This window comes from Wolbachia endosymbiont of Nasonia oneida, assembly GCF_009012935.1.
Lineage (GTDB): Bacteria > Pseudomonadota > Alphaproteobacteria > Rickettsiales > Anaplasmataceae > Wolbachia > Wolbachia pipientis.
Window position 1 is genome coordinate 1 of record NZ_QESS01000020.1, and the last position, 11,808, is coordinate 11,808.

At 36.4% G+C, this 11,808-nt stretch carries 11 protein-coding genes and 1 pseudogene; 5 read left to right on the forward strand and 7 right to left on the reverse strand.

The annotated features are described in order from the left end of the window. Window positions 1-29: 29 nt before the first annotated feature. Window positions 30-1,127, reverse strand: a complete 1,098-nt coding sequence (gene ribD / locus DEF52_RS05250) for a bifunctional diaminohydroxyphosphoribosylaminopyrimidine deaminase/5-amino-6-(5-phosphoribosylamino)uracil reductase RibD (RefSeq protein ID WP_151808051.1) — start codon at window positions 1,125-1,127, stop codon at window positions 30-32. Further along, the gene (locus DEF52_RS05255; RefSeq protein WP_151808052.1) at window positions 1,127-2,326 is read right to left on the reverse strand and encodes a deoxyguanosinetriphosphate triphosphohydrolase; all 1,200 of its coding nucleotides are present in this window, start codon (window positions 2,324-2,326) and stop codon (window positions 1,127-1,129) included. The genes ribD and DEF52_RS05255 overlap by 1 nt, the downstream gene beginning before the upstream one ends. A gap of 47 nt (window positions 2,327-2,373) precedes the next feature. Between DEF52_RS05255 and DEF52_RS05260 the strand changes: the two genes are divergently transcribed. Then, window positions 2,374-2,823 carry a HesB/IscA family protein gene (locus DEF52_RS05260; RefSeq protein ID WP_151808053.1) on the forward strand — a complete coding sequence of 150 codons (450 nt, stop codon included), beginning with the start codon at window positions 2,374-2,376 and terminating at the stop codon, window positions 2,821-2,823. A gap of 39 nt (window positions 2,824-2,862) precedes the next feature. Continuing rightward, on the forward strand, window positions 2,863-3,537 hold the full coding sequence (locus DEF52_RS05265; protein WP_151808054.1) for an ABC transporter ATP-binding protein: 675 nt from the start codon (window positions 2,863-2,865) through the stop codon (window positions 3,535-3,537). Window positions 3,538-3,775: 238 nt separating this feature from the next. On the opposite strand, the gene DEF52_RS05275 is transcribed toward DEF52_RS05265, so the two are convergent. Beyond that, on the reverse strand, window positions 3,776-4,474 hold the full coding sequence (locus tag DEF52_RS05275; protein ID WP_151808056.1) for an alpha/beta hydrolase: 699 nt from the start codon (window positions 4,472-4,474) through the stop codon (window positions 3,776-3,778). A gap of 155 nt (window positions 4,475-4,629) precedes the next feature. Here DEF52_RS05275 and DEF52_RS05280 point away from each other — a divergent pair, with 155 nt between their 5' ends. Beyond that, window positions 4,630-5,766, forward strand: coding sequence for a cysteine desulfurase family protein (locus tag DEF52_RS05280; RefSeq protein WP_151808057.1), 1,137 nt, complete (start codon window positions 4,630-4,632; stop codon window positions 5,764-5,766). Window positions 5,767-6,635: 869 nt separating this feature from the next. Next, entirely contained in the window at window positions 6,636-7,373 is a 738-nt protein-coding gene (locus DEF52_RS05290) for a WD_0702 family putative metalloprotease (RefSeq protein ID WP_151808058.1), read from the forward strand. A gap of 39 nt (window positions 7,374-7,412) precedes the next feature. Here DEF52_RS05290 and DEF52_RS06310 read toward each other — a convergent pair. Then, window positions 7,413-7,514, reverse strand: a pseudogene (locus tag DEF52_RS06310) (WPE palindromic element domain-containing protein); the annotation flags it as partial. 298 nt (window positions 7,515-7,812) lie between these two features. Between DEF52_RS06310 and tsaD the strand changes: the two are divergent. Then, window positions 7,813-8,820: a tRNA (adenosine(37)-N6)-threonylcarbamoyltransferase complex transferase subunit TsaD gene (gene tsaD / locus DEF52_RS05295; protein ID WP_151808059.1), complete on the forward strand. Its 1,008-nt coding sequence runs from the start codon at window positions 7,813-7,815 to the stop codon at window positions 8,818-8,820. 352 nt (window positions 8,821-9,172) lie between these two features. Here the strand turns inward: tsaD and DEF52_RS05300 are convergent, their stop codons facing one another. The 3 genes from DEF52_RS05300 to DEF52_RS06645 all read right to left on the reverse strand — a co-directional run bounded on the left by DEF52_RS05300 (window position 9,173) and on the right by DEF52_RS06645 (window position 11,773). Next, complete coding sequence (locus DEF52_RS05300) at window positions 9,173-9,688, reverse strand: IS110 family transposase (protein ID WP_010081946.1); 516 nt, start codon at window positions 9,686-9,688, stop codon at window positions 9,173-9,175. Then, window positions 9,678-9,941, reverse strand: coding sequence for a hypothetical protein (locus tag DEF52_RS05305; protein ID WP_007552904.1), 264 nt, complete (start codon window positions 9,939-9,941; stop codon window positions 9,678-9,680). The genes DEF52_RS05300 and DEF52_RS05305 overlap by 11 nt, the downstream gene beginning before the upstream one ends. 509 nt (window positions 9,942-10,450) lie before the next feature. After that, window positions 10,451-11,773: a coiled-coil domain-containing protein gene (locus tag DEF52_RS06645; RefSeq protein WP_237357364.1), complete on the reverse strand. Its 1,323-nt coding sequence runs from the start codon at window positions 11,771-11,773 to the stop codon at window positions 10,451-10,453. Window positions 11,774-11,808: the final 35 nt, after the last annotated feature.

The window sequence follows — 11,808 nt, forward strand, 5'->3', positions numbered from 1 at the left end:
CTTCTGGTTCGTTTTTTACCATTCCTTCCTTAACTTAATGGCAGTGATGACGACCTATCCCAAACCTCAACTATATCCTCACTAAACTCTATTATCTTTGTTTTTTTAAACTGATAACAGTTGTTAATGAATTGAATCCCTAAATCTCCTACAAAAGGAGTGGCATCATTGCCTAAAATTTTACCACTGCGGCATATTATCAACCTGTCGATTAAATTACACTTTAATAGTTCTGTGATTAACACTCCTCCACCTTCAACTAATAATCTTGTTATACCAATTTCTGAAACAAGTTTTAATGCCATGTCCTTTAGGCAAACCTTACCTGCGTTGCTTGAATTAACTACTAAGTAGTTAATGTTTTTTATTTTTTTCTCTACTTCTTTATTTGTGATGACCCAAGTTATTACTTTGTCTGCAGTCTTTGCAATGTTATGCTCTTCCTTTAATCTCCCTTGGCTATCTATAATTAGCCTTATTGGCGATCTACTTCCAAGTCCTGGTAATCTGCAAGTTAAGAGTGGATCATCATTAATAAGAGTATTGCTGCCGATCATAATTGCATCATATTTCGTTCTGAGCTCATGCACCCAGTTTCTCGTATTTTCACTTGTTATCCATTTGCTATCGCCTGTAAATGTTGCGATTTTTCCGTCAAGAGTTGTTGCGACTTTGCAAGCTATAAATGGTCTATGTAATTCTTTAGTGGTGAAAAAACCGACATTCAGTTCTTCTGCTTCTTTTTGCATAATACCTTGCTCAACTTCAATTCCTGCTTCTTTCAGAGCTTTAATGCCTCCACCTGAAACTCTACTATCTGGGTCAATAGTTGCAATTACTACTCTTTTTATGCTAGCTTTTATGATTTTTGCAGTGCAAGGCCCCGTGACTCCGTGATGACAACATGGCTCAAGAGTGATATATATAGTTGCGCCATGAGTTGAATCTTTAGCGTTTTGCAAAGCGACTACCTCCGCATGCGGACGCCCACCAATCCCTGTGTATCCCTCACTAACAATTGTACCATCCTTTACAATAACACACCCGACAGCAGGATTTGGTGCAACATTTCCAAGATTTTTTTCTGCAAGCCTTAATGCAATTGACATGAAATGATCATCAGTCATTAGAAAGAAGTCATTTCGTATGAGGTATCAAAAATTCTTCTGTGCTCGTGTATAGCAAATCTATCTGTCATACCTGAGATATAGTCACATGTTATTACTGAACGCTGAGATTCACAAGCGAGTTTGCTCCACTCTGTGGGAAGTAATCCTGGGTTTTCATAAAAACATTGAAAGAGTTCCTGTATTATGCGTTTTGCTTTGTTCATCGTTCTACTCAGTTTATAGCTTCTGTATATTTTCTCCATGTTGAATCTTTTCATTTCTTTTGTAGCATTCGCAACTTCTGGTGAAAATGTGACTAGCATTTTATTTAGACTTCTTACGTCTTCTACGCTTTTTATTTTGTGATCTTCAATATTTCTTTCAGTCTGAGAAACAACATCACTTATCATAGTTCCTATAGTTCCACTCAGTGATTCATGTATGAGTTTGCTCTGAGGCAATTCTGAATATCTGCTCCTTATGTCTTTAAACATTTTTTCAATTAAAGGAACATTCAGCAAATCTTCGATGGTTACTAAATTCGCCCTGAGTGCATCATCAAGATCGTGAACACTGTAAGCAATATCATCGGCAATTGAAGCAACTTGCGCTTCAATGCTTGAAAATTCTTCAAGTTTTAGATCATATTTTTTGTTGTATTCTAATAACATCTGATTACTTGTAGAAGACTCCGCGTTTTGACCAAGCAAGGGACCGTTATGTTTTGCAACTCCTTCAATCACCTCCCAACTTAGATTCATACCATCAAAATCAGCATGTTTTTGTTCAAGATAAGTTAAAATCCTTATAGCTTGAACATTATGATCAAACTCATACTTCTCATTATCAAGATTCAAATCTTGAACTGATTTCTTTAGAGCATCTTCACCTGCATGACCAAATGGAGGATGACCAAGATCATGTGCGAGCGCTATGCATTCAGTGATATCCTCATTTAAGCCAAGTCTACGCGCAATGGACCTTGCAATTTGTGCAACTTCAAGGCTATGAGTAAGCCGAGTGCGATAGTAGTCGTGCTCATAATTGATAAAAACTTGTGTTTTGTACTCCAATTTTCTAAACGCATTAGAGTGAATGATACGGTCCCTATCACGCTGAAAGCAGCTGCGATTCTCATCTTCTGGCTCTTTGAAGTATCTCCCTTTTGTTTTGCTTGGAAAACATGCATAATTTAATAGAAAATTATTGTTTGACATGTAAAATTTCTACTATAATAAGTTATCAATAATAAACGGTGGTTACTATGTCAACAAATTACAACATCAACTTAACTGATAATGCACTAAAAAAAATCCACTCTCTTGCAGAGCAGGAAGGAGATAAGAGTTCCGTTTTACGGGTTGCAGTTTCAGGCGGTGGATGTTCTGGCTTCAAATACAATTTTCTTATGGATCAAATGAATAAAAATCTATCTTTGGATGATGAAGATGATGAGTTTGATGACGAAGACGAAGATGATGATTATGAAGAAAGCGAGGACTATAGAAGCCATTCCAGTTTTAGCGAAAAAGGTAAAGATATAGTAATTAATGATGAAAATGGTAATCCTGTATTAATGGTTGATAATTGTTCAGCAAAATTTTTAAATAACTCAGTTATAGATTATACTGAGGATCTCAGTGGTTCTGGTTTTCAAATAAAGAATGCCTTTGCTAAGTCTCAATGTGGTTGTGGTAACAGTTTTTCGGTTTAATTATTACTAAAACTTAGATGCCTTCTGGATCTTTTAAACATGGGTGGTAATGTAGCACTAGAACTAACTTCCGTAGATAAAAGCTTCAAGAACAATTCTGCTGTTGTAAAGGATATCAACTTAAGTGTCACAAGAGGGCAAGTAGTAGCGCTGATTGGCAATTCAGGTGCAGGGAAAACAACTATATTGCAAATCGCAGGCTTATTGGATAAGCCAACTTCAGGTATAGTTACGATAGATGGAATAAATTGCACACAAGCCAGTAATAAGCATAAAACTCATGTAAGAAGAAATTTTCTTAGTTTTGTTTATCAATTTCACTATTTGTTACAAGAGTTATCGGTGTTGGAAAATATTATGCTTCCTCAACTCATTGCAGGAAAAAGCAAAGCTGAAGCAAAAAAAAATTCGCAAGCAATGTTGGAAAAATTTGGTCTGGAAAACAAAGCAAGTAGCATGGTATCTGAAGTTTCGGGTGGGGAAAGGCAGAGAGTTGCAATTGCAAGAAGCATTGTAAATTCTCCAAAGCTTTTACTTGCAGATGAGCCAACAGGAAATTTAGATCCAACAAATTCTTTTAAGGTGTTTTTACTGCTACATTCATACGTAAAGGAAAATAACAGCTCTATGCTTATAGTAACACACAATCATCTCCTTGCAGAAAAGGCAGACTGCATTTTCCAATTGAGAGATCGATCATTAGTGAAGTTGTGAATAGGAAAAATAGCACAATTTCTATGCCTTATACTTATCTAACCAATGATCATTAACAGAGTACAACTCGCATGAAATGCTTTCATTGCTTTTTATACACGGACTTTTTAACTTACGCTGTTTACTTAGGAAACACCCCGATAACATAAACACAGCTAAAACAAAAAATAATAGCTTTTTAAACATAACAAAACCCTTTTATTTATATTACTACACTCATTTCTCTTATTTGTAAAGATTAGGCATATTCTTTTACCCTTACCTCTTTTTTGACCTTTTGAAAAGAAATAGTTGCACTATTCAAGCGCAGTTTTATATAATTGTCCACGATTTGAGTCACTTCCTCTTCTTTATCCTTTAGAAAGTGATTAGTATCATCTATTATATGGTATTTCATGTGATCACTTCTTACTGAATTTATCAACCTTTTTGCTAATTCTGTTACATCGCTTTCTTCTGAGATTGTATCATTACTGCTTTGTATTATAAGCCCAGAAACTGGACAGGGAGAAAGAAAAGAAAAATCGTACTTAGTTACCGGAAGAGAAAGAGCAATAAAACCCACTATCTCAGGGCGGCGCATTGTTAGCTGCATAGCCACCCATGCTCCAAAAGAAAAACCAGCGATCCAAATTGGAACATTGCTAGGATTATGTTCCTGAAGCCAATCAATGGCTACCGCAGCGTCAGTTAATTCTCCTATACCCTTATCAAAAGTTCCGGTAGATTTTCCCACACCACGAAAGTTAATCTTCAATGCAGAAAAATTGTTATCGATAAAAGACGTATATGTACTATGTACAATTTTACTATCCATATTACCACCATATTGAGGATGATGATGTAAAACCAGCACAACCGGCGCGTTGGCATCTTTGCTTTGGTGGTATTCACCTTCTATCTTTCTTGTTGCATTATTCAAAAAAACTTCAACCATGGTAACCCCTAATAAGAACCCGCTTGACAGGTATTAATGACGTGAGTTATTAATTATGTATTAATTTCGCTGTTTTTGCAATAAATTTTTTATCGTGTTAAAGCTAACGTACATAGTTATGGCTATAGTTGATGGTAAACTTATTTAAGTGACAGATGAGTCCATTCTCTTTAGAAAATAGTGGTTGCGTATATGCTGATTACAATGCAACTGCTCCAATTAGTGAAAATGTAAAAAAAAGTATATTTGAGGTCTTGTTAAAACAAACGCTCAATCCATCATCACTACATAAAAGAGGACAAGAAGCGAGGAAGATTCTTCAGGATGCAAGAGATAACGTACGTGGTGCTATTGGCGTCTCAAGTGATAAAGAAATAGTTTTCACGTCTGGTGCAACCGAAGCGAATAACCTTGTTATGAGAGGAATAGCAGGCTACCTGCATGTAATTTCAGCTATAGAGCATCCTTCAATTCTTAATTCTGCATGTAATCCATACATAATACCCGTTAATCAGGAGGGCATTGTTGACTTTTTAGAGCTAGAAAAAATTCTAAGCGAACTTAAAGGAAACAAAGCAATAGTTTCAGTTATGATGGCAAATAACGAAACCGGAGTTATTCAACCTATTGAGGAAATAGCTGAAATAGCCCACAAATTTGGAGCAATTTGCCACACTGACACTGCTCAAAGTGTTGGGAAAATTAAAGTTAATATGGAAGATTTAGGAGTGGATTTACTCACTTTATCCGCCCATAAATTTGGCGGTGTAGCAGGCAGTGGAGTTTTAATATTCAATAAAGAACTTGCGATAGAACCTATTATAATAGGTGGTGGACAAGAGAAGGGATTTCGTGGTGGTACGGAAAATATTGTTGCGATTGCAGGCCTTTCTGCTGCACTGCAAAATATTCCAGATCTTCTATCAAAAATGGATGAAGTAAAGGAGCTACGCGATCAATTAGAGTGTGAATTATTAAATCTTGTCAGTGACATAAGAATCTTCGGTAAAAACTCTAAGAGGCTGCCAAACACAAGTTTTATTTATATGCCAGGAGTAAAGAGTGATGTGCAGCTCATGCATTTTGACTTGAATTATATTGCAGTTAGTAATGGCTCCGCATGTTCTTCTGGAAAAGTTGAGCCTTCCCATGTTTTGCTTGCAATGGGGGCAACAAAAGAGCAAACAGAGTGTTCAATTAGAATCAGTATAGGTCCAGAAACTAAACCACAAGACATAAAAAAAATAGTGGATTGTTGGTATAATATCTACAAGCAGAACTCCTTGGTATAGATAATACGTGATATCATGCAGGGAGCTATAAATTAGATGTAAAAAATTCCTTTACAAGTTTCGCCAGCCCCCTTATCATAACAGTGAAGCTGTTTATTTATCTTCGCAATCTGTGCAGGTTAATGACAAAAAACTTAGGGTATTTGGCGTCTCATGTTTAATTTTTCGCACTACGTGCATCGCATGTCTTTAAAAATTTTTAGGTTTTTACCTATATAAGCCGAAACGCGCTTACAAAGCGTTTAAGACAGCAAAAAACGTCAAATTGACAAGGGAGAATTTGAATGCTAGCTACTACGGGGTTTCTTTGCCTTTTTTCCTGCTTAGTAAATTTCTTAAACACTTGCGGTGTAGGTTAGTTGCAAGTTAAAAGCAGCTAAATCGCTCTTAATCAAGCGTTTTAGAATAAAAAAAACGCCGATATTTTAGTACATAGTAAATAGCCAACCACCACGGGGCTTCTTTTGCCTTTTTTTTATTTAGTAAATTTCTTAAATATTTATGGCTAAAGCAATTTAAGAGACCGAAAATGGTGTCATTTCAGTGCCCCTGTAATGTCATCCCAGTGCCCTGACTACTTGGATCCAGGAATTTTATTAAGTTGGTGAGCATAAAAATAACTGTTTTACGTTAAAATACAATGTTTTGATGATTATGGAAAGGCTGGATTCCAGTGCCAAGCACTGGAATGACATCCTCCCTTATGGAAATTGCTCTCAAATCACAATGTTCGTACAGCTATGGAATGAATCGCGGTATGACGGTTATCAGTAAACATGAATTACTTTAGCTATGCAATCAGGCTTCCTAAAAACACTTTGTAGCCAATCAATTCTTGAGTATAAAAAGAATTCCTTTAATAATAAGGTATGCTAATCAGGAATTTAATAAAACAAGCAGCTCAAGTAGGAAGCAGTGAAAATGCAATACGGTATGTCGAATATCTCTATCAATTTGAGAAGTTTAGAAACACATTAAACCTCACTTTATCACTAATAAAGCAAAACAGGCTCTCATTTGAAATATACCAAGAGGGATTAGTGGATATGGAAGAGGGAGTGTGTAAGACAATCAGGTCTTCCAGTGTAAATAGATATGTTATTGTACTGAGGAAGTCAAACCCATACATTATAGTGCATGAACTTTCACACATGGTTGAAAATGAACTGAACTTAAGTTTGGAACAGGAATTTCTCCATAAAGTTTACCAGGATATTGAGCAGAACCTAAAGCAAGCAAATATTCTTGTGCAGAAAATTATCGGCCAAGTTATATTTAAGGAGATACAGGCTTATCAAACTGCAAAATCACGTGCATCTGAATTATTTGCACGCTATTTTGAGCTATTTGCTTGGGCGCAGGAGGTTTACCCTAAAGATAAAGAATACTTAATCCGCACTCAAGACTTAAACAAAGTGTTCCTTGCTACTGGCCAATGGAAAAAGAGCTACCTTGATTCACAAATGATGGAGAGAATAGATAAGGAAATCAAGGAATACAGCAATAAAACTGCCACTAAAGACGTAACCAAAGTGCAAAGCAGTTGGACTAATAAATTTTCTCCTGGGGGCAAAAAAATTAGCTCTATATTTGGAGATGATGATTAGCTTATAGTGCAGGTTTTCCTACGTCATGCCGCCGCGAACCGTCATACCGCGATTCATTCTTTTGGTGTACGAACATTGCAATTTGCAGGTAATTTGAGTAGTAGATGGTGTCATTCCAGTGCTTGACACTGGAATCCAGGAATTTGGATTGGGCACTAAGTTGGTGAGCATAAAAGTGGCTGATCTTATGTTAAAACACAACGTTCTTGATGAGATTACGGCAAGGCTGGATTCCAGTGTCAAGCACTGGAATGACACCATTTGCTGTGCAGTTTACCTTTAAGAATGAATGTTCGTACAGTTGTGCGCGGTATCTCATCAGCTAACACGTAGCGGAATGACGGTTGTCGGTAAATCTTTTAGCTATAGAAGTTAACTTTGCAGTTAACTTCTACAGCGTTTCAAAGTATAGTTTTGGTAATACAGTAACTAAATATACATGAAAACCATTTTAGCTGTTGAAACAAGCTGCGACGAAACTGCAGTAGCGATTGTAAATAGTGACAAGCAAGTCCTTGCTCACAAGATTCTTTCTCAAGTAGAACACAAAAAACGCGGTGGGGTGATTCCTGAGATAGCTTCACGTGCTCATATGGAACATTTAAGTGGCCTGATAAAAAGCGCTGTAAAAAAATCTAACCTTAACTTTTGTGACCTCAATGCAATTGCAGCAACATCAGGACCAGGACTCATAGGTGGATTAATAGTTGGTACAATGATGGCTAAAGCAATTGCGCATGTAGCACAAAAACCATTCATTGCAGTGAATCACTTAGAAGCGCATGCATTGGTTATTAGGTTACTGCATGAGGTAAAATTTCCATTTTTAGTCCTATTAATATCAGGTGGTCACTGTCAATTTTTAATTGCACAGGATGTAGGCAAATACGTTAAACTTGGAGAAACGCTCGATGACTCGTTAGGAGAAGCATTTGATAAAGTTGCTAAGATGCTGGGTTTAAGCTACCCAGGAGGCCCATTAATTGAAAAGTTGGCTAAAAAAGGCAATGGCACAAGATTCAAACTGCCAAGGGCAATGATAAAACGTTCTGGATGTAACTTTTCGTTTTCTGGGATTAAAACAGCAGTAAAAAACTTAGTACAAGAACTTAAAATGAGCGAGCAAGATGTGTGTGATGTATGTGCTTCGTTTCAAGAGTGTATTAGTGACATACTGCTGGACAGGGTTAGTAATGCGATTATTATGGCCGAATCTTTAAATATCAAAATCAATGACTTTGTGATTACCGGCGGAGTTGCAGCAAATAATTTCTTGAGAGAAAAATTAAAACAACACATAAACTTAAACATATTTTTTCCTCCCAACAACCTATGTACAGATAATGCAATAATGGTTGGATGGGCAGGAATTGAAATGTTACAGAAAAGCTATATAGATTCTCTCAATTTTGCACCAAGACCTAAGTGGGAGTTAGAGAGTTATTAAAAGCTCTCAATTCTGAATTATAGCTAAAGTGACTTAGGTTCTCTAATTGCACATAAGTCAACAATAATTTTCACACAAATCAAAACAGCATATCTTCTCCATAATCCTTGGTAATTCCACGTAAGTTAAAAGTAGCATATGGTTCTCTCCGCGGTCTGAGATGACAATAAACTTGTCAAGCCGCATTATACTTGTTAGGCGGAAGTGGACGGCAACATATTTACCACGAAGTCTAACTAAGTTCTTGCTTGTCCCTTCCATCGGCATTGCTATCTTTATTTTCAATAAAATTATTGTCCTATGCTCTTTTGATGTTTATTGATAATAAAATTCTGTTTTATCAACCAACATCCTATGCATAATTACAGCTAATTTTCTTGCTACTGCTACAATTGCTTTTTTCATTCCTTTTTTCTTCGCAACCCCAGTTTTTTAATTTAAATGTCCTCTTGGTAACTGTAAGCATTGTTTGTGCAGCTTCATATAACATACTTCTACATTCCGCTGGTCCCATTTTTGATATGCTGCCATGCCGATCAACTTCTCCAGAAGAATATTGCCTTGGTGTCAACCCTATATATGCTCCAACTGTATCAGATTTCTCAAACCTATGTGGGTTATCAATTGCAGCTTTATACGTCATTGCTACTATAATCCCCACTCCTGGAACAGTAGTTAACAATTTACAATCATCGTCTTTTTCACCTTGTTCTGAAAGCATTTTGTCAAGCTTTCTTAATGACTTTTCTATTGCTTCCAAACTACAAACTAACGCTTCAATTGAACTCCTACTGATTTCATCCAAATTATTTATTGCCTCTTGTATTCTTAAAGCGAAAGTTTCAAATTTTGATCCTTTACCGACCATGTATCTTCAACAACCCTCTTATTGTTCCAATAACCTGCTGTTTGCTACACATTAGCTGTCTTCTGCTTCCAAGCGCTATTTTAATTTGACAACTGATTTTACTAACACTTCTCATCATCTGCGCTATACCCCTCGCATCGTTTTTATCATTCTTATTGATTCTTGCAGACAACGCTGCTGCCATATGCCTTGCATCTACACAAATTACTGGTAATCCAAAACTCCTTAACTCTTTGCACATTGATATTGACAACTGTCCACTTTCTATTCCTATGGATTCGTATTTTTTGCCTTGGCTAATCTGCTATTGCCTTACTTTCGCTTGCAACAACTTCTTCCTTAACAACTTTTCCTTTCTCATCAACGATACTTATAAAAGTTTCTTTTAATGAGATCGCTATAATATTTCATGACCTACTGTAAAAGTTTAAATTATTTTTGAAGAACCAATTCATTGAATTTGTTACTTCGTGCTAAAATAATGGAGTATGTCTCTCCATCATTCAATAGCAATTACAGTATGTTTAGCTATAATTTGAAAAACAAAAATTCGTCATTCCGCTACTAGTTAGCGGGATCTAGAGATACCGCGGCGGCATGACGTAGGATTGCTGTCATCCCGCTGCTTGTTAGCGGCTAAGAGATACTGTGAATAAATCACGGTATGACGGTTAAGTATCCCGCTACGTGTTAGCGGCTGAGATAACGCGAATAAATCGCGGGATGACGTGTTGCTTGGGTCAGCTATAGAAGCAAAACTCATCATTTTGAAAGAGGAGGAGATTTTTCCGGACCCTCAGCGGAGATTGATTTTGGATCTGATAATTCTGTATTTACCTTGATTGGCTCTAATGGAGTTTTCTGCTCTTCTGGTTTATCGTCTGGAATTGGAACAGGCCAATCCATAATGTTTTGCGGTATAACTTCTGCTTCTTTAGCTTCTTTTTGACCTGTTGAAGATGATGCATCAACGCCTGCATTTTTGGTAACTTCTTGTTTTAGTTGTTTATTTTCTTCTTGCAGTTGCTTTAAATTTTTCTTTAACTCGTCAATCTCTCTTATTTTTTGTTTTAATTGTTCAGATATAGTTAGTTTGTCTCTAGTCAATTTTTTGTTTTCTTGTCTTAACCCACTAGCTATTCTGCTTGAGTTGTTGTTTACAGCTTGTATACCTTGGTCTTGCTGCTGCATGCTTGTTCCTCTACTTTCATATTCAACTTCAGTTTGAGTTGCCTGACCTTTTTCCTGCTGTAATATGTTCTGCAGTTGCTCTAGACTCTCTTTGACAGATGCCAGCTCTTCCTGTGTACACGTTAACATCCCTTCCTTTTCCTTAAGTTGATATTGAAGTTTTTCTATTTCCCTCTTCGTATTTTCTTCGCTTAGCTCATCTGCAAGTGATTTTCCAGGTTCAAGTTGTCGAATTTCCCTCTCTAAATCTTCCTTTTCTCTCTGTAATTCATTTAATTCTTTAGACAATTGGTTCGCCGTTTCAGCCAATGTATTGTTTTCCTTTTTTGTTTCCATTAACTGTTCTGCCAACTGCTTTTTATGATCATCGTTTAAACCTTCCACTATTTTCTTCAGGTCATTCTCCAAATTTGCATTCTTTTCCTTTAGTACAGTTAAATTAGCTTCACTTTGCTTCAATTTTCTCTGTAATTCTTTATTTGCCTCATTTGTTTCACCTTCCTTATCTTTCAACTGATCATTTAAGTTCTTTATTACATCATTTTTATCCTGTAGTTCTTCCTCTTGTTCCTTTATTCTTTGACCTCTTTCAAATATCGCTCGCTGTTGTTCATTGACTTTATCTCTCAAGGAGTCACGTTCTAATCTTAGATCCTCAAGCTGCTTTGCCTGCGCTGCAAAATGTTGAGCAAATGTTTCTTTTCCTTCCTTTAATTCCTCAATTTCGTTTATAATTTCATCTACTTCATCTTTTAATCCTTCTTGCTCATACTCTTCTTCATCACCAGACATATCATCCTCAAATATTTCATCTTCATCACTAAATTCACTGCTGGTGGATATAGAACTTCTACGTGAAGAAGGTGTGCTAGGAGAGGAATACCCCACTGCCATTAAGTTAAGGAAAAAGTGTTAGAATGTATTATAAA

Bases quoted from the DNA above. Each gene is read 5' to 3' on its own strand.
- ribD (WP_151808051.1), bottom strand. From the start codon at position 1,127: ATGACTGATGATCATTTCATGTCAATTGCATTAAGGCTTGCAGAAAAA.
- DEF52_RS05255 (WP_151808052.1), bottom strand. From the start codon at position 2,326: ATGTCAAACAATAATTTTCTATTAAATTATGCATGTTTTCCAAGCAAA.
- DEF52_RS05260 (WP_151808053.1), top strand. From the start codon at position 2,374: ATGTCAACAAATTACAACATCAACTTAACTGATAATGCACTAAAAAAA.
- DEF52_RS05265 (WP_151808054.1), top strand. From the start codon at position 2,863: ATGGGTGGTAATGTAGCACTAGAACTAACTTCCGTAGATAAAAGCTTC.
- DEF52_RS05275 (WP_151808056.1), bottom strand. From the start codon at position 4,474: ATGGTTGAAGTTTTTTTGAATAATGCAACAAGAAAGATAGAAGGTGAA.
- DEF52_RS05280 (WP_151808057.1), top strand. From the start codon at position 4,630: ATGAGTCCATTCTCTTTAGAAAATAGTGGTTGCGTATATGCTGATTAC.
- DEF52_RS05290 (WP_151808058.1), top strand. From the start codon at position 6,636: ATGCTAATCAGGAATTTAATAAAACAAGCAGCTCAAGTAGGAAGCAGT.
- tsaD (WP_151808059.1), top strand. From the start codon at position 7,813: ATGAAAACCATTTTAGCTGTTGAAACAAGCTGCGACGAAACTGCAGTA.
- DEF52_RS05300 (WP_010081946.1), bottom strand. From the start codon at position 9,688: ATGGTCGGTAAAGGATCAAAATTTGAAACTTTCGCTTTAAGAATACAA.
- DEF52_RS06645 (WP_237357364.1), bottom strand. From the start codon at position 11,773: ATGGCAGTGGGGTATTCCTCTCCTAGCACACCTTCTTCACGTAGAAGT.